This is a genomic window from Oceanobacillus oncorhynchi (assembly GCF_000821065.1).
Classification (GTDB): Bacteria; Bacillota; Bacilli; order Bacillales; family Amphibacillaceae; genus Oceanobacillus; species Oceanobacillus oncorhynchi.
On sequence record NZ_CDGG01000001.1, the window covers coordinates 735,840 to 755,207 of the forward strand.

The window sequence follows — 19,368 nt, forward strand, 5'->3', positions numbered from 1 at the left end:
TCTTGAATATTGTGTTATGTAGGCAAGTGAAAGGGTGGAGCGTCTTAAATTATGCAATTGCAGAACTAGTAATAGGAGCGGTACTTGAATGTAGGAGTTACTTATACACTCAAATTTTTGATTGGGGGAGTCTATTCATTTATACTTCAGCAGCAATAAGCTACTACATATCTTTACATTATTCTGAAGGCGTGGTTAAAAGATTAGAGGATAGATATTCCTAAAATAAACTGAAGAGAGCAGGTCATAGGGGATTGCTGTACGGATATTCAGCAACTGTGGAAAAAGTGTTTTTATTGTATATATAAGTGAATAGTTATATAATAATATGACATTAGGATAGTGAAAGGGGAATCTAGATGTTACAAACAACAATCAGCATGGAGAAGGCTGCCGGGATTTTAAAATTACTTGGTGATAAAACAAGGCTGACTATGTTGAAACTAATGGATGAACAGACTTGTTGTGTTTGTGAGTTCGTTGAAATATTTCAATCGAGCCAACCATCCATTAGCCAACATTTACGCAAACTGAAAGATTTGGAGTTAGTGAAGGAAGAAAGAAAAGGACAATGGATATTTTATTCGGTCAATAGTAAGAGTGCGTATTATTCATTCATCAAACCAATTTTGGATCAATTACCGGATCAAGATGATAAATTGAAAGAATTAGAAGAAAAAGGAATACGCATTTCTTGTTGTTAGGTTTGGAGGTCTTATTTTGTCAGCAACACTTATACTCGCCATTTTAATATTTGTATTAACCCTCGTCCTGGTCATTTGGCAACCGAAGAATTTAAATATTGGCTGGTCTGCCATGGGAGGAGCAGTTATTGCTTTACTCGCAGGAGTAGTGGGATTTAGTGATGTACTTGAAGTTATTGGCATCACATGGAATGCAACATTATCATTTGTGGCAATCATTCTTATTTCATTAGTATTAGATGAGATTGGATTGTTTGAATGGGCAGCATTACATATGGCGCGAATTGCAAAAGGACATGGAATCAGGATGTTTGTCTATATCAGCATTTTGGGTGCGATTGTCGCAGCTTTATTTGCGAATGATGGTGCAGCACTTATTCTAACACCGATTGTACTTGCGATGGTACGTCATTTGAATTTTAAAGAAAAAATGATTTTTCCATTTATTATGGCAAGTGGGTTTATCGCTGATACAACATCCCTGCCGTTTATTGTCAGTAACTTAGTTAATATCGTTTCAGCCGATTTTTTTGGTATTGGATTTGTCGAATATGCTTCAAGAATGATTATTCCAAACCTATTTTCTTTAATCGCAACGATTTCGGTATTATTAATTTATTTCAGAAAAAACATCCCTAAAAATTATGATGTATCGAAATTGAGAACACCAAGTGAAGCGATTAAGGACTTAAAAATGTTTCATCTATCCTGGTTTGTACTTGGTTTATTAGTAATTGGGTACTTTACGAGTGAATTTATCCATGTACCTGTTTCCGTTATTGCTGGGGTCATTGCGATTTCCTTTATCATGATGGCAAGACGCAGTGCTGCAGTTAATACAAAAGAAGTGATGAAAGGTGCACCATGGAATATTGTATTCTTCTCTATTGGAATGTACGTGGTGGTCTACGGACTCGGTAATGCTGGGCTTACTTCTGCACTTGCAAGTATGATTCAAACAGTGGCTAATCAGGGATTATTTGTAGCAACGGTTGCCATGGGATTTATTGCAGCCATTCTGTCATCCATCATGAATAATATGCCTACCGTAATGATTGACGCTTTAGCCATTGCGGAAACCAATACATCTGGTGTGTTACGGGAAGCTCTTATTTATGCGAATGTAGTTGGTTCAGATTTAGGTCCCAAAATTACGCCTATCGGGTCTTTAGCAACATTGGTATGGTTGCATGTATTATCTCAAAAAGGCGTTAAGATTTCATGGGGGACTTATTTTAAAACAGGGATTATTTTAACCCTTCCCATCTTATTGATTACATTAGTAGGTCTATATCTAACATTAATTCTATTTTAACAAGGAGAATGATTATGTCTAAAAAAACAATTTATTTCTTATGTACAGGAAACTCTTGCAGAAGCCAGATGGCTGAAGGCTGGGCGAAAAAACACCTTGGAGATGATTGGGAAGTGAAAAGTGCAGGCATTGAGGCACATGGCTTAAATCCAAATGCAGTAAAAGCAATGCAAGAGGTCAATATTGATATTTCTAACCAAACATCCGATATGATTGATCCGGAAATCTTAAATAATGCGGATTTTGTGGTAACCTTATGCGGAGATGCTGCGGATAAATGTCCAATGACACCGCCACAAGTGAAACGTGACCATTGGGGATTTGATGATCCGGCCAAAGCTCAAGGGAATGAAGAGGAAAAATGGGCTGTATTCCAAAACGTCCGTGACCAAATAGGAGAAAGAATGAAACGTTTTTCGGAAACAGGAGAATAAAATTATAATATCTACGAAAATAAAAGATATTTCTATTGTTGGGTTTGATGATCAAGAAATTATTTCTGCTCATTAACATCCTCGATTGACTTCGGTTGAGCTACCGCACATGAATTAGGTGTGCGGGGAGTTAAAGAATTATTAAAAATAACTAGTAACCAAGATTTAGAAATATATAAACACCAACTATGGCGAGGCATTCCATAAAACAATTATGACCAATATATTTTTTTCTAATATATTTGAAATACTTAATCAATCAACGAAGATATAGTATATAAGACAGGCACATCATTTAAAGATAAATTTCTCGCTTTTTACGACTAAAAATAATAATGGTAATTACTTGTCTTGGAAGAAAAATGTGTTATCTAACTATTAGCTTTGTCCAATCTCCCGTATATTGAATACGAAAGGAGTGATAAAGCTATGTGTTATAATTATGATCCATGTAAAAAGAAACACGATAATCATTGTAAGTGCCGCTGTCACAAGAAGAAAGAGCGTCATCATGATTGGTGTTGGAGAAATGATTACTATGGTAACCAAGACCATGATAGATATCAAGGAAATTACTATCGTAGCAAACGATGTAAGAAAAAATTCTGTCATTGCTGTAACAGGTATTATTAAAGATAAACAGTTGTGACCCTCTAAAAGTTATCATTTTAATTAGGCTGGTAATTGGCTGTATTATGTTCGGATTGGACTCCCCTTAATACAGCCAATTTTCTACCTATAACGTTTCAGTTACAATAAGCTGTTTAAGAAATACCTTGAAATAAAGTTGTGAAATTCTATCCCTTTGGATTCTTTCTTGTCCAAAGGGACTTATTGTGGTTAAAATAAGGTAGCTGATTAATAATTTGGCTATATTACAAAAAATGAAAATCCTCTTTAGGATATGAACTAGGTTGCTAAAATAAATTTAGTGAAATAAGAAATAAGGAAGAGCACCGTAGGGTATAATGACAAATAGAAATATTAAATCATATGAAGAGGACTTGATGTTGTTAAGCCGGTGTTCGAAGCTATCGTAAATCCTTTGAAAATCGGAAACTTCTGGTTCTCCTCGAGCTCCGAGAGATGGGAAGAAGGCAAGTCCATTACGTTGAGGTATGATGAATATGGAGCAGAAGGTAAAATAAATGTATTAACCATCGAGGAAAACAGGAAAATCAAATTTTCATGGGGCGAAGAAACCAAACAGTTGTTAGCCTTACCCTAAAAGAGTTTGAAAATACGAGTACCATTATTGAAGTGAACGAATCAGGCATTAATGAATAAGACCCCGAAGCAGTATACAAAATGCTGGGACAAAAAGAAGGCTGGGTATATATGTTAACTTGTTTAAAGGGCTATTTGGAACATGGAATTCGTGATTTGAGAGCGTCATTAATTCATTAGATAGAAGCATTTTAGGAAAATAATCCCTTACAGTTCGTGAATGAACAGTAGGGATTATTTTTAGTGGTTTTTAAAATGTACAAAAACACGTGTGTATCTTTATAAAGGCGGCAATTGGCCATGAAAAAATGTACCCCCTTCCAGGACCCAAAAGGGCGCCTAATCCGCCACGTCCTCCTGCCATAAAGGAACTCCTGCTGCAACTAGCATGATGAAAGCAGTAAAGTCATTCCGCAGCGATGCGCTCCTAAAACCCCGCTGGCCAGCATAACTCCCAGTGTTTGTGCAGTAACGGGAACAGATGGAAATGGAACTGGAATTGACCGAAAAAACGCTAGTATCCCAATAATTGCAGTAAATAATGATATAAACATCATATCTTTTATGTTCAAAATTCTTCCCTCTCTTTTCCATAATCATATCAAGAGAATAATAAAAAATTGTTCATTGTCAACTTATATTTTTATTGGTTGACAATGAAGGTATCAGTTGCTATGCTGGTTTTATGTTTTGGTGTTCAATTTTAGTATGAGGAGCAAAAGGTAGTTTCTTTTGGTTCAAAAAATGGAAAAGGTGTGATTTGGATTATGTTAGATTTTAACGCTTTAGCAAAGAAGGTATTAGAAGGATATGAATTAACAGAGGAAGAAGGATTAGCTATTTTAGAGTGCCCGGATGACGCTGTTTTGCCATTACTGCATAGTGCTTATTTGATAAGAAAATATTATTACGGCAATAGGGTTAAACTGAATATGATTATTAACACGAAATCAGGATCTTGTTCAGAAAATTGCGGGTATTGCGCTCAATCCAGAGATTCAACAAATCCAATTCAAAAATATAGAATGATGGATAAAGATTTGATTGTAAAAGGGGCAGCACGCGCTAATAAAGTTAATGCAGGAACCTACTGTATTGTTGCAAGCGGAAGAGGGCCAACAACTAGAGAATTAAATAATGTTATCGACGCTGTAAAGGAGATAAAAGAAAAGTATCCTTTGAAAATTTGTGCTTGTCTTGGTATTTTAAAGCCCGGTCAAGCGGAGCAGTTAAAAGAAGCAGGGGTAGATCGATATAATCATAATATCAATACTTCTGAAGCGCACCATCCGAATATCACTACTAGTCATACCTATGAGGATCGTATACGAACAGTAAATCAAGTGAAGGATGCTCAGATATCTCCTTGCTCAGGGGTTATTGTCGGTATGAGAGAAACGAAACAGGATGTGAATGCTATGGCTTTTGCATTAAAAGAATTAAAAGCGGAATCCATTCCTGTTAATTTTCTGCATGCAATGGAAGGAACACTTTTAGAAGGGACAGATGAATTAACCCCACTATATTGCTTGAAAGTACTAAGCCTATTTCGTTTTATTAACCCTACAGTAGAAATTAGAGTTTCTGGAGGAAGAGAAGTTAATCTGAGAAGTCTCCAGCCTCTCAGCTTATATCCGGCCAATTCTATTTTTATAGGAGATTATTTAACAACAATTGGACAAGCAGCTAAAAATGATATTCAAATGTTGAAAGATTTTGGATTTGAAATTGATTATAATAATTTAGAAACTCCTGTAACTCCAAAAGAGATCTCGGCAGGGGGTAAAAAGTTCGATCAATGAGAGATAGTAAAGTAATGTATAGCACATGAATTTTAAAAGAATCCATTTGCGTATTATATCATTACGTTTTTTATTGGTCTGATTTTAACTGCAGTGGAAATGACACAAAAGAGTTATGTGACTTAGGGCTAGGCAAAGTAAATACATCTATAATTGACAGAAATCTATAACTTTAATATATGAAGACCCCGCAGAAAAAGGCTCTTCTTTTTTTCGTCCAAGGGCATAAGTGCGACTTTGTCTGCCCCTCTTGGCTTGCCAATCGCTAAGTCTTCTTTAACGAGGTTGAGAGCCCGGCCAGCAAACGCCACAGGAAGGGTTGGTTCATCATTCTGATAGAGGCAGTCAATATGCAGCCATGGAGTATCAAGCGCTTTTAAGAAAACATCATATCACCACAAGCATGAGTCGGAAGGGTAACTGTTATGACAATGCATGTATCGAATCGTTTCATAGTGTAATCAAAAGTTAATTAATATTTCATGAAGATTATCAAATCAGAGAGGAAGCAAAGTGTAGTATCTCTCTTACATCATGACGTTTTATAATTCCAAACGAATCCATTCAACAATTGGATATATGTCACCAATAGCGTATGAAAAATTATATTTGCGCAAGATAGCTTCATAGAAGAACGTCATTAGCCTCTGAGTTAAAGAAAGAGGCAGACTTTCCCCTTTTTTTAACTCAGAGAGAAGCAAGCGGAGCGTGGTAGGAATTTAAAAAATTCACCATTTCTATTGTCCATATTTACTGACATAGATTCAGCCATTCCATGCCTTACCCCGTTCAAATTTGATAACTAACTGCCCGAAGTTACCAAGCTTGTTTAACTTGACACAATAGTACTATACTCCTCTCTAAGTTTACTGAGTTTTTCTAAATTTTTTAGAGAACGATCTTCCAGGTTCAATCCAACTAACATTACTACTGTTTCAACAACTGATATAGGAGCTACCATAGAATGAAAATTCCACGTATCTCCTCGATAAGCGTACAATATATAATTTGCGAGCTGTTTTACATCGGCGGTAAGTTGATCAGTAAACAGAACAGTTGTCATTCCTAATTATCTAGCATAATCAAGTAATGCTTTGGATTCGGGAAGCAATTTTACATATTGAAAAATAACTAAACAGTCCTCTTTTTCAAAATGTATCATGGATTCATAGATTTCATGACCACTTTTCGCAGTTCTCTCCATGCTAATCCCAAATCGTTTTAAGCGATGTATAAGCAAATTTCCAAGCCCTTCTGATGAGGAAGGGGCATGAACAAAATGCAGGAAGCTAAAAGAAATGGACTTTCTGCTTTAGCCATTACGGAACATTTTAATGCCGGTAATATAATTGAGTTCTATGACATGCTTCAGCAAAATTTCTCTTATAAAGAGGAGTATTATATGATTGAGGGAATCAAAGTATTCTGCGGCCTGGAAATTGATGTGAAGGAAAATGGACATTTCTTGGTTATTGGTTCACGTGATGATATTATGACTATTTCTCGAATGCTGTATCCTTATCATGACAAAAAGGCATTTATATCAGTAATAGATTTGCTTGCATTATTAACAGATTTTAATGTTTTAAAAATTGGTGCGCATCAAGTATAAGATAATGATTTCGGCAATTTTGGGAGTGAAATAAGTATAATTTAAATGAATTTAGGTGAACTTGTATAAAGAGTTCTTTTCACAAATCACAAAACAAAATTGCTGGATTTCTTAGCTAGTTATTTTTATAAGGATCCAATCTGTTTTTGAGCCGATTCATTTTCTATCACTCATTTGCTTAAATGATAGTTTGCTTTTTTCAAAAGCAGCCAGGACAGTGCTAGAATCAGAGTATTAACGTAAGCGGGAAATAATATGACGCCATGACAAATAGCCCTAAAAGGAGTAAACTTTTTGTAAAGAAGCTCCATTAGGGCTATTATGCTTGTTTTATATGTTTTGAAAGTGGCTTCACCTTGGCTTGGATATAAGGACTCCATGGAAAATAGTTTTCCCATTGTTCCGAGTCTTGAAAAATATTAAGCTGGGGAAGTTCCGTAAATAAAACGGTTAAGTATTCAAACGGATCAATTCCATTTTCTTTAGCTGTTTGGATAACACTGTATCCAATGGTATTCGCATGAGCTCCAGCTACGCTGGTTGAAAAATACCAGTTTTTACGTCCGACGGTGACAGGCCGAATGGAACGTTCTGCGAGATTATTACTAATGAAAAGGCGTCCGTCTGTTAAAAAGCGTTGAAGGGAATCCCTTAACTTTTGTGTATAATCCACAGCTTTTTGTAAAGGACCTTTCATTGTAACGAGAGCGTCCAGCCATCCCCAAAACTCCTTCAGTAACGGCTTGCTTTCCAGCTGGCGTTGCTGCAGGCGTTCCTCTGGAGATAAATCTTTCCATTGCCTTTCCAGCTTGAAAAGCTGGTCACAGTAATGGACGCCGACAGCGCCTTGTCCATTTGAATCATTGGTCTCTAAAAACTTTCTCCGAACATGCGCCCAGCACGTTTGAAGCTGCACATCTTCTAATTTTTGATAGACGGAATATCCATCACAATGAAGAAGTCCTTGAAATCCTTTGAGAAAGGTTTCTGCTACTTCAAACCGGCGCGTCTCGGAAGAATGGTAGAGAATAATGGGATGTTCGGCGGCTTCCGCTGTTCGAAATAACCATATCCTCGCATCGGCTGTAGCTGACTTTTCGTCTGCCCGGCGTAAAATTTGATAGGTCGTTTCATCAGCGGAGAGCACAGGTTCTAGAAGTAATTTTTCTCTCATTTGTTGGTACAATGGCTCCAGCCATTCTTCGGAACTTCGAATCGCCCAGTTTGCCAACGTTCGCCGGGAAACCTTCAATCCATATCTTGCCCATTCTTTTTCCTGACGATGATAAGGAATACTCATCTCCAGCTTTTGATAGAGATTACAGGCTAACACGCTCGGTCCAGCTAAACTTTTAGCTAAGGCTGGTTCCGGTGCTTTTTGTCGGAGAATGTGATTTTGACCGGTTTTCTTACAGGCTAAGCATTCATAAGCATGTTCATAATGTACATGTTTTACTAAATGAGCTGGGATAAACTCTAACTCCGTTCGAGCTTCTCGCTTCCCAAGATGTTTTAATGGGCTGGCACAGCACGAACAGACCTGGCTATCGGACGGAAGAGTGTGTTCTTCCACCACGATAGGCAAGTCTCTTGTGATATCGGCCCGCTGCCCTTGATATTTTTTTCGCTGATAAGAGATGGTCTCTATTTCAACGGCTTTGTCTGCAGGTTGCTCTGCCTCGCTAAAAGGGGAATTATTGTCTTCTTCGAAGAAGGAGAGTTGACCTTGAGGATTCTTTTCGGATGATGTTCCAAATAGTCGACGATTCATATTGGTCAGCTGGTTAATCAGCTGTTCAATTTGTTTTGCTTGTTTTTCATTTTGAATTGTCAAATGTTCGATTTGTTTCATCAGCTTCTTTTCCAATTCTGTCAACGTATTCACCCCCTGTGTCCAAATAATTTCTTTTATCGTACCACACTTTATCAAAAAGGGAAGAAAAAATTTTTAAAAAAATTTCTCTCCCCCATGATTAAGTGAGGACACCTAATTTGGCAGGTTGAATTTTTTGTTTTTGATAGATGGAAAAACCGTCAAACAGCCACTCGATTTGTTTTGGTGTCAGTTTTTCAACGTCGGTTTGCGAACGCGGCCAAGTTAACTTTCCCTGATCGTATCGCTTATAAAGTAAATAAAAACCTTCTCCATCAAACCAGAGAGCTTTAAATCGATCCGTCCTTCTCCCGCAGAATAGGAAAACAGATTCATCTAAAATATCTAATTGAAATTGACTGGTGATTACGGAAGCCAGACCATCAATGCCTTTGCGAAGATCTGTATAGCCACAGACTAAATAACAATTTTTCATCTGGGAGAAGTCAACCAGCATGGTGGCACACCTCCTTTATCAAGGCAACTGCCAAAGATTCCTGACAACCTTCAAAAATTGTTAGCTGTAGAGAATGACAAGAAACTTCCGCTACTGGATTTACAGGCGTAGAGGAAGTTGATGCTGGGATCGTTACGGGAACAATCGGGTTTTCCTTCATGAAAACACTACCTCCTATTACTTGTTAAATCCAAGTATAGAGGTAGTTCCGTTATAATAGAATGCGGTCTATTATTTCCCGCTTACGTATTAACTATGAGTAAGGTAATACGCTTCGTAATAAAAAAATAATGAACGTAGAAAAATCTGAAATAAATGGATATTAATAATCAGCATGGAAGTGGAGATTAGGACATGTGATGAAAATTTGAAAGGAAAAACAACTTGAATGCCAAAACCAGATATGTTTTAATAGAAAATAAATATCTTAATTTTTACTTGGGGAGCAATTTTTATTGCTAAGAGAGGGAGCTCTACCCTTGGAATCTGATCTAGTTAATCCTAGCGTAGGGAAGTGATGGCCTGCTTAGTAATAATAATCTGTATACAATTTCCGTGCTTCTGAATTCGTTGAATGAATTTTTAAATGCTTATTGAAAGGCTTTAATTATAATAGCTATAAAAATTTAATAAAATTGTAGGGGGACCAGTGTTGCTGGTTGAGATAGTATCCGTAAGATATAGACCCTTTGAACCTGATCTGGTTGATGCCAGCGTAGGGAACATACGAGATTTACATTCTATTTAAGAAGTATTGTATGCACCCTTGGCTCAAAATGCCTAGGGTGTTTTTTTGTTTGTTATCAAAATTAGTTTAATGGAGGAGAATGTGTTGAAAGAAGATATCCAGATGTTTATCGAAAGACCGGAAGAAAGTAAATATACGTTTAATGAGCTTGCTGTGCAGCTATTTGGATATTTGTATAGAGAGAATGAAGCATATCAGCAATTTTGTAGACGAATTGGTATAGGTAGCAGGCAAGTCCGTACGTGGAAGGATATTCCTGCTGTATCTACGGACGCTTTTAAAAATACTTTCTTAAGCACGGTTCCCGGGGAGGATTGTGAGCGTATTTTTATGACCAGCGGGACGACTAGCGGGAAACAAGGAAAGCATTATCATGAGAACTTAGATATTTACGATTTTTCTGCACGAAACAGCTTTCAACAGTTTGTTAGCAGGGAGAAGCGTCCAATAGCTATTCTATTCCCGGATGAAGAGGAGATGCCAAATTCATCGCTTGCCCATTACTTGACCATGTTGCGGGAGTATCAGGGGACGAAGGATTCAAGGCATTTTTTCACGAGGGGCGGATTGAAAGTGCAATCATTCATTCAATGGACGAAAGAGTATAAGGATACGCCTGTGATTGTTCTCGGTGCAAGCTACAGCTTTGTTCATTTATTTGATGCGTTGGAGGAGATAAAGCAAACGCTGCCTTTACATAAGGATAGTCTTATATTTGACACGGGCGGATTTAAGAATATTTCCAGATCCTTAGAAGAAGAGGAGTTTTATGAAAAGCTAGAACAAATTTTTCATGTGAAGCGTGAGAATATGGTGAACATGTATGGCATGACAGAATTATCTACACAGTATTATACAGCGATTGGTAAAGGACAAAAGCATATAAAGAAGAATCCGCACTGGATTCGTTTTAAAGTAGTTGACCCTGTAAGCGGGGAAGAAATGCCAAAAGGCGAAGCGGGTTTGCTTATTCATGTTGATCTGGCGAATATCAATTCAGTGCCGGCAGTGCAGACTAGTGACTTGGCGGTGGAGCATGAAACAGGGTTTGAATTACTGGGACGGCAGGCAAGCGCGGAGCCTAAAGGATGTTCATTATCTGCGAAGCAATGGCTGGAGGAACATAACCATGTCAACGGTTGAGTATGGCGGTTATCTTCCGCCTAAAGCAAAGCAGATGGAGATAAAGAAGCGTGTGCTTTCCTTTAAAAAGGGAGAAGAGGAACTGCATATCCATATGCCTTATCCTGCTCCAGAACAGATCCAACAACTTGGAAGCATTATGAAAACTTCTGCTGTTCAAACCATGGATACGACCGAAATCATACAGGCTGTCTCAAAGGTAATCGACTTGTTGTTAGAACGGAATCATCCGGTTCGTATAAAGGCAGAAATGCTGTTGCCTATTATTACAGGATATGATGCAGAAATTATCCGCTTAGGTCTGACTCAATCATTACAAACCTTTCGTGAGCATGAGCTGCATCGTTGGCTGGCTGTTAATTTTCATTCGCTGTCTATATTGGACAGGTTTGAGCCCCTTCAGCATGGCGGGTATACAAAAGCTATTGGCCCGCAATTAACCGCGCATGTATGGGCAGGGAATGTACCGGGACTGCCGCTTTGGAGCCTGATTGCAAGCTTATTGGTGAAAGGGAGCGTTATTGGAAAGGTATCCAGCGCAGAACCTTTTTTCATTGGTTTATTTTGTGAAATTTTAGCAGAAGTGGAGCCGAGATTGGCCAATGCGATGGCGATTGTATCATGGCAAGGAGGGGATAGTGAGCGTGAATCTGCATTATTTACAGGAGCGGATGCTGTTATAGGTTATGGAACCAATAAAACGATAACCATGCTGCAGCAGCAAGTCACTCCTCCTGCCCATTTTATTTCGTTTGGGAATAAATTAAGCTTTGGTTTAGTGCATCATCAGGTGCTGGACCGTCAAAAGGATGAGGCACTTGCCAAGCAAGCGGCTTTGGATATTATTCGTTATGACCAGCAGGGGTGTTTTTCCCCGCATACTTTTTTTGTGGAGAAGGGTGGAAAAACGTCACCCAAACAGTGGGCAGCGTTGCTTGCAAGAAAATTACAAGTATATGAAGAGCGGCATCCTCTTAGGAAATTGTCCATAGAAGAAGCCGGGGAAAGAGCGGAATGGCGGAATAAGAAAGAATGGCAGGAATCGTGGCAATTGTTTTCTTCTTCAAAAGGTTCATGGATTGTGGCTTATGGAAAAGAAGCATCCATAGAGCCTTCCCCGTTATCACGAGTAGTTCATGTCATCGAGATTGATAATTGGCAGGATATGAAGGAGGCTGTTCGAGATAAAAGGGCTGTTGTACAGACAATGGGGATTGCCGCGCCTGTGGAAGAATTATTTAAAATTTCAACACGGCTGAGTGCATTTGGAATTACCAGGATTACCAGTATTGGCAGGATGACAAAGCTACATGCAGGGTGGCATCAAGATGGCAGGTCATTAATGAGAGAGCTTGTTCAATTGGTTGATATAGACCCTTCTGCCGTATCGGAGGCTGATGCATTTAATAGCTATACAGATTAGAGAGGAGCAGTAATATGGTGGAATTAGAATTAAGAAATGTTTCCTATCAGTATGAAAAGGACACATTTTCTGTGCAAGAATTGAATTGGAAACTGCATCGTGGCGAGATTCACTGCTGGCTTGGCAGAAGCGGTAGTGGAAAAACAACATTACTGCAATTGGCAGCAGGGTTGAAACAGCCGACAGGTGGAAAAGTTCTGCATCAGGATGTTCCAGTGGAAGAACCTCTTTCGGATATTGGATTTGTTTTTCAGGATGCCACCCTTCTGCAATGGAAAAAAGTCATCGATAATATATTATTACCAATCCAGTTGAAGCGAAAAATAACAGAAGAAGATATTGCTTATGCCAAAGCACTTCTGGAAATGCTTCAAATTCAGCATCTTTTTGACCGGTATCCTTCTACACTTTCCGGCGGCCAGAAAAGCCGAGTTGCGATTGCACGGGCATTGGTTACAAGGCCGACACTTCTTTTTTGTGATGAGCCTTTTGCTGCGTTGGATCTGTTGACGAAGGAAGAGCTGCAAAACGAGTTGCTTTATTTGAATCAAAGTAAAAATATTGCCATGCTTTTTGTCACACATGATGTATCGGAAGCAGCGTTTTTAGCTGATCAAATCGGTGTGATGGAAAAAGGAGCCTTTATTTATCGTCAACAGGCACCGGACTGGAGTAATGTGAATTCTCACCGCCGGGATACGCCATTATTTCGTGATTATTGTATGGGTATCCGGCAATCCTTAGAGGAGACAGCTCATGCGTAAAAAAGCTGCAATAACATCTATTATGGTGGGATTGTTATTGTTTGTTGTATGGAAATATAGTGCTCGCAGGGTATCAGATTTGATTTTACCTCAGCCGGCAGATGTTTTTACAGTGCTGATGGAGGGATTCATAGATGGTTATTTTTATCCGCATATAATGACAACATTGACGGAGATTTTTATCGGTTTACTGATTGGTACAGTACTTGGTATTGGGGCTGGCATTATTATCGGTGAGAGTGCCTTCTTGCGAAATGTATTTTCTCCGTATATTGTCATTTCTCAGGCAATACCTAAAATTGCACTCGCGCCTTTATTTATGCTGTGGTTTGGCTATGGTATGACCTCTAAAGTAGTTATTACAGCGTTAGTTTGCTTCTTTCCATTATTAGAGGCGACAGCAAGTGCAATGCGGCAGGTGAATAACGAACAGCTCGCTCTATTTAAACTGATGCATGCCAGCCGTTTACAAACATTATGGCATTTGAAGATTCCTGGAGGCCTTCCATCTATCCTTCAAGGGTTACGCGTGGCTGTGATTTTAGCACTTGTAGGAGCGATTGTAGGGGAATTTATTGGTGCGAATCAAGGCTTGGGAGCGCTGATTACTGCATCGCAAAGCATGATGGATACGACGTTAATGTTTGCTGTACTCATTATTTTGGCTTTGATTGGCTTCTTGTTATATGGCTTGGTCAATTTATTAGAGTGGAAGCTGCTACATTTAAAAAAAGGAGAAGAAAAGCATTGAAAATTATCAAGCTAGGTATCTTAATTATTTTAGCAGGCTTCCTGACAGCTTGTAACGATTCCAGTCATGGCTCGGAGGAAGAACGGACATCTATTACGCTTGCTAACTGGAGTCAGCCCATTGTGGAACAGACCAATTTACTTGTCGAGGAAGAAAAGGGATTTTTTGAAAAGGAAGGGATAGACCTGACCCTCATTCCTGGGAACGGTGGACAGGATGCATTAAAAACCATGCTCTCTGGTCATGCGGATATTGCATTTACAGATCCTGGGGCTGTTTATAGTGCATTAGCGCAGGGAGAAGATCTTGTTATTATTTACACGGTATATCCCCAAAATGTCTTTAATGTGGTGACAAATGAGTCCTCATCTATTTCAACGATAAACGATTTGAAAGGGAAGCGCATTGGTATTTACAGCCGCGCAAGTGGTACATATCAAAACCTGCTTGTTTTGCTGCATGAAGCAGGTTTATCAGAAAAAGATGTTAATTTGATTGAGACGGGAATTGCGAATTTTGCTCCATTACTGCAGGGAGAAGTGGATGCAGCCGCTGCTACAGACACCGCACTGATTCCAGCTGAAAGAGAAGGTCTGACGGATGCGCATGTTTTCGAAGTTCGCGATTATTTAAACATTCCAAGTGATTTTTTTGTTGTTACACGTTCGACCTTTGAGGAAAATAAAGAAACCTTACAGGCTTTTGTGGAAGCGTATGAGGAAAGTGCTGTATGGATGATGGAGAACCCAGATGCAGCTGCACAATTAGCAAGTGATTATGCAATTGATGGAAGAGAACAAAAATTAAATAAAGCAATTATTGAACTGCGGAATGCTGCCAGTCTTGATGAGAATGGCGAACTTGGTGTGATGGATATGGATATCATCCAAAAGGGAGCGGATGCTTATTATGAGCTGGGTTTGATTTCTGAACAACTGGAGATGGGAGACTATATTGAAAATATAAAGGAGCAGTGATGTCGTATGTTAAAACAAAAGGTAGTAATTGTGAGCGGGTCAAGCAGAGGAATCGGCGCAGCAATTGCGAAAGGATTTGCGGCTTCTGGAGCTTCTGTGATTGTGAATTACCGTCATAGTGAAGTAGCTGCCAGGGAAGTAGTAAAGGCATGTGAAAAGGTTGGGGGACAAGCTATTGCTGTCGGTGCAGATGTTGCGACAGAAGAAGGTGTTCAGCTGATTGTGGAGGAAACCATGCTCTCTTTTGGACGAGTTGATATTCTCGTAAATAATGTTTTTGCTCCGTATGTTTTTGATGCAGAAAATCGAAAAAAAGCATGGGAAATGGAATGGCAGGATTATAAAACACAGCTTGACGGCAGTTTGAAAGCAGCACATTTACTTGTACAGGGAGTTTTACCATCAATGCAGCAGTTTGGAACGGGAAGTATTATCAATATTACATCTAATCTCGTTGCTCACCCGGTTGTTCCTTACCAGGATTATACGACTGCAAAAGCAGCAATTATCGGCTATACAAGAAGCATGGCAAAGGATCTCGGTACAGTGGGAATACGCATGAATGCGATTGCTCCAGGATTGGTTTACCCGACAGAAGCGACAAAGCATACTAAAGAAGTATTAAAAGATGAACTGTCAGATGCAACTCCGCTTGGAAGGATTGCGGGGCCTGATGATGTTGTGGGCCCGGTTTTATTTCTTGCATCTGATTGGAGCAGGTTTGTGACAGGGCAAACGATTTATGTAGACGGCGGGCTTGTCATGAAGTAAGCTGAGAGGATTAGCAATAAACCATTTAAAAATATAATTGCTCGGTTTATTTATAGAGAATACATGAGGAAGTTTTATCAAATGTTTACACAGTCAGCTCATCAACTATTTGTCATAGAGTTATAGTAATCTAATACTTTTATCTTTCGTACTGGAGAATCTATAACTCTTGTAATAGCACATGCCTTTTAGTATAAACTATTTTCTTTTAAAAGCTGATGGCTTGCTTTTATTCAATATGTTAATATTTCTGTTGTATTAAGCATTTCGTATAAGCAGCTTCTGATGGCTTGCTTGGAATCAAATCTCCATATACATCTATCGTTGTTGCAGGTGTTGAAAAGGCTGGAAAAACATCGTGAAAAAACACATCTTCACCACGCTATCGACGCTGTTGTTGTAGCTTGTACGGATAATGGCATGATTCATCGTATAACCAATTATCATCGAATGAAAGAAAGTAATAAATATAGAAAAGCACCAGCTTTTCCGCAGCCTTGGGATAATTTTCGTGATGATTTATTTGGGCATATAAATACGTGGCCAAGACCAGAAAAGATTCTTCAGGCATTGAATTCCAACCAGCCGCTTCCTCATTACATGATGGTCTCACGTATGGCGAGACATTCCGTAACTGGTCTGGCACATAAAGAAACCATTATGATGCATGGAGGCGTTGAAGAAAATTCAGGAAGAACAATTGGGGTTAAGCGTGTAGCATTGCAGGATATCAAATTTGATAAAAATGGTGATTTTCTGATGGTGAATAAGGATACAGATCCGGCAACATATGAAGCAATTAAAACACGTTTTCTTCAGCACAATGGAAATCAAAAGAAGGCGTTTGCTGAACCGCTTTACAAACCAAGCAAGAAAGACAAAGGAAATCCAATCCGCCGGGTAAAGGTAGAAGTTGAAAGAATTCACATATGAGACAAGTAAATTGTGGAATTGCAAAAAATGGAAATCTTGTCCGGGTAGACATGTTTTTAAAAGAAGGTCGCTATTCGATGGTACCTATTTATGTCGATTTGGAGAGACTGATAGATAAATTGATAATAGATTGAAAGGAGCAAAAAATCTATGAGTTGGCGCCATATTATGATTACGAAAAGCGCAGGTCTATCCGTCGACAACAGGATTATTCTTATCTGAAATTACCAGCATTGCTTCCGGCAAAGGTACATCAATATGAATAGGAGCGGTTTTATGAGAATTCTATTATTTTTTGATTTACCGGTAAAAACCAAAAAGCAACGGAGAGATTATACACGCTTTAGGAATTATTTGCTTGATGAAGCCTTTGATATGATGCAATTTTCCGTCTACTGCAGATTATGCAATGGACATCGATGGAAAGACAGTTTGAAAAAGTTAGAAGAAATTTACCGCCCAAAGGATCTATTAGAGCGGCTGCTTGTGACAGAAAAACAATATGAGCGGATGCGCTTATTATTAGGTGAATGAATTTCATAATTGCTTTGTTTAATCCATAAATCATCTTTAAATTTATTTTACAAAGAGAAAAGCGGTAAACTTAAAAAAATAAATTTACCTCTTGCAAAAGTAATTGAAAGCGCTTATAATAACAGTATACAAAATATAGTATATTATAGAAGGAAGTTGCAAATGTGGGAAAAGTTTTATTCGAAAAATGGTTTAGCGGCAAAAAAGATAGCAAAAGTGTTGATTGAATTAGAAAAAGGGGAAAAGATACCTCGTGTCTCTGATTATAGTGATACATTGTCCATAGGTAGAGGGACAGTTCAGCATGCTCTACGTTTACTAGAAGAGATGAAAGCGATTAAGTTAGAAGCAAGAGGGCATCTAGGTACCTATTTAATGTGGAAAGATGATGATATATTGCTTGAAATTGCAGGAATTGCACCATTAATTGGTTCGATGCCACTACCTTATTCAAGAAAGTATGAAGGTTTGGCTAGTGGAATAGTAGAAGCTTTTGAAACTGTTGGGAAAAGAGTCAACTTGATCTATATGAGAGGTGGGGCAAATCGAGTTGAGGCGCTGCGAACAAAGAGATGTGATTATGCAGTTGTTTCCAAGATGACCGCAAATGCTACATTATCCAAATATCCTAATCTTAAAATACTAGAAAGTCTAGGAGCGAATAGCTATGTTTCTTCTCACAAAGTTTTCCTAGTTGGCTCAGAGCATCCTGGAGTTCAAGAGGGTATGAAGGTTGGAGTTGACAGGGAGTCCCTTGACCAGATGCAATTAACACTAGCGGAATTCAAGGGTAGAAACGTTCAATTTGTTGATGTGAATTATATGCAACTATTTGATAAGTTACAGGCTAAGGAAATAGATGCGACTATTTGGAATGTAGACGAAAAAAAAATGATTCAAACTTTTAAATCTATTTCACTCCAATCGCCAGAGGCACGGAAAATGTCTAAAGATACATCAGAAGCAGTAATTATTATTGACAGTGATAGAGAAGAAGAAATGAAAGAAAAGTGGAATTCAGTCGAAAAGGACAGAATACTTCAAATTCAGAAAAGTGTGGAAAGAGGAGAAATAATACCTCGTTATTAAAGGAAATTATTTCTTATTATGAATATACTATATACAGTAGATTGGAGGTTAGGGAATTGGAAAAACAAGAAATGAAAATAAAGTTAAATATCTTATTAGAAACAGAGACTATAACAAACATTGCGTATGATGTTAGCAATAAAACCTTTGATTATTTATCAGGCAAGTATAAGAAACAGTCATTAGATGGTTCAGATATGTTTTGGACACATTTGTGTATGGCTTTAACTAGAATCGAAAGGGGTGAAACATTGGAGGGACCTTCTGAAAATATTATGAAGGAAATAAACCAAACCCCATATAAAGATGATATTGAAGAAATAATCTCTTTTGTAAATGCTCAATTAAATCAGAAACTACCGAAAGAAGAACGGGACTTTTTCTATCTTCACTTACATGGAGTAATTGAAAATAATAAATAGGAGGATTTTATCATGATTAAAATTGTAATAGGTGGTCAATTAAATAAGAAAGCAATTGAACAACAAATAAAAGAATTAGGTGGAAATAAAGTCGAGGTTACAGTGAAAAGTGACCTGGATGCTGTTATGGCGATGAAAAATAAACAGGCGGATTATTATGTGGGTGCTTGTGAAACCGGTTCCGGTGGTGCACTTGCGATGGCATTAGCATTATTAGGTCGTGACAACTGTGTATCCTTATCATCACCAAGTACAATAAAAAGCACAGAGGAAATTGTAGCAGAAGTAAATAGTGGAAAAGTAGCGTTTGGTTTTACAGCTCCATCTAGTAAAAACGTTTTAAATGATTTGATTCCTGCATTACTAAATAAATAAAAATATAAGGGAGT

Annotated in this window: 21 protein-coding genes, 2 pseudogenes and 2 riboswitches; of the genes and pseudogenes, 19 read left to right on the forward strand and 4 right to left on the reverse strand. The window is 38.3% G+C overall.

What is annotated here, in order from left to right; translation table 11 throughout:
* Positions 1-359: 359 nt before the first annotated feature.
* The 5 genes and pseudogenes from BN997_RS03345 (at position 360) to BN997_RS03360 (ending at position 3,860) form a co-directional block, all read left to right on the forward strand.
* Entirely contained in the window at positions 360-704 is a 345-nt protein-coding gene (locus BN997_RS03345; RefSeq protein ID WP_042529672.1) for an ArsR/SmtB family transcription factor, read from the forward strand.
* 16 nt (positions 705-720) lie between these two features.
* Positions 721-2,019, forward strand: a complete 1,299-nt coding sequence (locus tag BN997_RS03350) for an arsenic transporter (RefSeq protein ID WP_042529674.1) — start codon at positions 721-723, stop codon at positions 2,017-2,019.
* Positions 2,020-2,033: 14 nt separating this feature from the next.
* Positions 2,034-2,453, forward strand: a complete 420-nt coding sequence (gene arsC / locus BN997_RS03355) for an arsenate reductase (thioredoxin) (RefSeq protein WP_042529676.1) — start codon at positions 2,034-2,036, stop codon at positions 2,451-2,453.
* A 511-nt stretch (positions 2,454-2,964) separates the two neighbouring features.
* Complete coding sequence (locus tag BN997_RS23050) at positions 2,965-3,102, forward strand: hypothetical protein (protein WP_175296995.1); 138 nt, start codon at positions 2,965-2,967, stop codon at positions 3,100-3,102.
* A 372-nt stretch (positions 3,103-3,474) separates the two neighbouring features.
* Positions 3,475-3,860, forward strand: a pseudogene (locus tag BN997_RS03360) (SRPBCC domain-containing protein).
* A 203-nt stretch (positions 3,861-4,063) separates the two neighbouring features.
* Here the strand turns inward: BN997_RS03360 and BN997_RS22830 are convergent.
* Positions 4,064-4,252, reverse strand: coding sequence for an ECF transporter S component (locus tag BN997_RS22830; protein ID WP_139088997.1), 189 nt, complete (start codon positions 4,250-4,252; stop codon positions 4,064-4,066).
* A 195-nt stretch (positions 4,253-4,447) separates the two neighbouring features.
* On the opposite strand from BN997_RS22830, the gene bioB reads away from it, so the two are divergent.
* From bioB to BN997_RS03375, 3 genes and pseudogenes are all read left to right on the forward strand, one after another.
* Positions 4,448-5,482 carry a biotin synthase BioB gene (gene bioB, locus BN997_RS03365; RefSeq protein WP_042529678.1) on the forward strand — a complete coding sequence of 345 codons (1,035 nt, stop codon included), beginning with the start codon at positions 4,448-4,450 and terminating at the stop codon, positions 5,480-5,482.
* A gap of 301 nt (positions 5,483-5,783) precedes the next feature.
* A pseudogene (locus tag BN997_RS23805) lies at positions 5,784-6,112 on the forward strand (integrase core domain-containing protein); the annotation flags it as partial.
* 640 nt (positions 6,113-6,752) lie between these two features.
* Positions 6,753-7,094, forward strand: a complete 342-nt coding sequence (locus BN997_RS03375; protein ID WP_084612830.1) for a PHP domain-containing protein — start codon at positions 6,753-6,755, stop codon at positions 7,092-7,094.
* A gap of 319 nt (positions 7,095-7,413) precedes the next feature.
* On the opposite strand, the gene tnpC is transcribed toward BN997_RS03375, so the two are convergent.
* From tnpC to BN997_RS23055, 3 genes are all read right to left on the reverse strand, one after another.
* Positions 7,414-8,970, reverse strand: a complete 1,557-nt coding sequence (tnpC, locus tag BN997_RS03380) for an IS66 family transposase (protein WP_052484885.1) — start codon at positions 8,968-8,970, stop codon at positions 7,414-7,416.
* Between the two features lie 97 nt (positions 8,971-9,067).
* Positions 9,068-9,424: an IS66 family insertion sequence element accessory protein TnpB gene (tnpB, locus tag BN997_RS03385; RefSeq protein ID WP_042528993.1), complete on the reverse strand. Its 357-nt coding sequence runs from the start codon at positions 9,422-9,424 to the stop codon at positions 9,068-9,070.
* Positions 9,414-9,584 carry a hypothetical protein gene (locus BN997_RS23055; protein WP_175296996.1) on the reverse strand — a complete coding sequence of 57 codons (171 nt, stop codon included), beginning with the start codon at positions 9,582-9,584 and terminating at the stop codon, positions 9,414-9,416. Before BN997_RS23055 ends, tnpB begins: the two co-directional genes overlap by 11 nt.
* Before the next feature lie 269 nt (positions 9,585-9,853).
* Positions 9,854-9,954, forward strand: a riboswitch (TPP riboswitch).
* Positions 9,955-10,053: 99 nt separating this feature from the next.
* Positions 10,054-10,163: riboswitch (TPP riboswitch) on the forward strand.
* Between the two features lie 93 nt (positions 10,164-10,256).
* Between BN997_RS23055 and BN997_RS03390 the strand changes: the two genes are divergently transcribed.
* The 11 genes from BN997_RS03390 to BN997_RS03440 all read left to right on the forward strand — a co-directional run bounded on the left by BN997_RS03390 (position 10,257) and on the right by BN997_RS03440 (position 19,354).
* Positions 10,257-11,315, forward strand: coding sequence for a LuxE/PaaK family acyltransferase (locus tag BN997_RS03390; RefSeq protein WP_052484886.1), 1,059 nt, complete (start codon positions 10,257-10,259; stop codon positions 11,313-11,315).
* Positions 11,302-12,738 (forward strand): acyl-CoA reductase, encoded by a 1,437-nt coding sequence (locus tag BN997_RS03395; RefSeq protein ID WP_042529680.1) that lies wholly within the window; start codon positions 11,302-11,304, stop codon positions 12,736-12,738. The genes BN997_RS03390 and BN997_RS03395 overlap by 14 nt, the downstream gene beginning before the upstream one ends.
* Before the next feature lie 14 nt (positions 12,739-12,752).
* Positions 12,753-13,502, forward strand: a complete 750-nt coding sequence (locus BN997_RS03400; RefSeq protein WP_052484887.1) for an ABC transporter ATP-binding protein — start codon at positions 12,753-12,755, stop codon at positions 13,500-13,502.
* Positions 13,495-14,253, forward strand: coding sequence for an ABC transporter permease (locus BN997_RS03405; RefSeq protein ID WP_042529682.1), 759 nt, complete (start codon positions 13,495-13,497; stop codon positions 14,251-14,253). The genes BN997_RS03400 and BN997_RS03405 overlap by 8 nt, the downstream gene beginning before the upstream one ends.
* Positions 14,250-15,230: an ABC transporter substrate-binding protein gene (locus tag BN997_RS03410; RefSeq protein ID WP_042529683.1), complete on the forward strand. Its 981-nt coding sequence runs from the start codon at positions 14,250-14,252 to the stop codon at positions 15,228-15,230. The genes BN997_RS03405 and BN997_RS03410 overlap by 4 nt, the downstream gene beginning before the upstream one ends.
* A 6-nt stretch (positions 15,231-15,236) precedes the next feature.
* Positions 15,237-16,001: an SDR family oxidoreductase gene (locus tag BN997_RS03415; RefSeq protein ID WP_042529685.1), complete on the forward strand. Its 765-nt coding sequence runs from the start codon at positions 15,237-15,239 to the stop codon at positions 15,999-16,001.
* A gap of 285 nt (positions 16,002-16,286) precedes the next feature.
* Positions 16,287-16,934, forward strand: a complete 648-nt coding sequence (locus BN997_RS03420) for a hypothetical protein (RefSeq protein WP_139088999.1) — start codon at positions 16,287-16,289, stop codon at positions 16,932-16,934.
* A 276-nt stretch (positions 16,935-17,210) separates the two neighbouring features.
* Positions 17,211-17,468 carry a CRISPR-associated endonuclease Cas2 gene (cas2, locus tag BN997_RS03425; protein ID WP_042529688.1) on the forward strand — a complete coding sequence of 86 codons (258 nt, stop codon included), beginning with the start codon at positions 17,211-17,213 and terminating at the stop codon, positions 17,466-17,468.
* 9 nt (positions 17,469-17,477) lie between these two features.
* Positions 17,478-18,557: a GntR family transcriptional regulator YhfZ gene (yhfZ, locus tag BN997_RS03430; RefSeq protein ID WP_244882327.1), complete on the forward strand. Its 1,080-nt coding sequence runs from the start codon at positions 17,478-17,480 to the stop codon at positions 18,555-18,557.
* A 56-nt stretch (positions 18,558-18,613) separates the two neighbouring features.
* Positions 18,614-18,979 carry a PRD domain-containing protein gene (locus BN997_RS03435; protein ID WP_042529692.1) on the forward strand — a complete coding sequence of 122 codons (366 nt, stop codon included), beginning with the start codon at positions 18,614-18,616 and terminating at the stop codon, positions 18,977-18,979.
* Positions 18,980-18,991: 12 nt separating this feature from the next.
* Entirely contained in the window at positions 18,992-19,354 is a 363-nt protein-coding gene (locus tag BN997_RS03440) for a DUF2620 family protein (protein WP_042529694.1), read from the forward strand.
* The last annotated feature ends 14 nt before the right edge of the window (positions 19,355-19,368 follow it).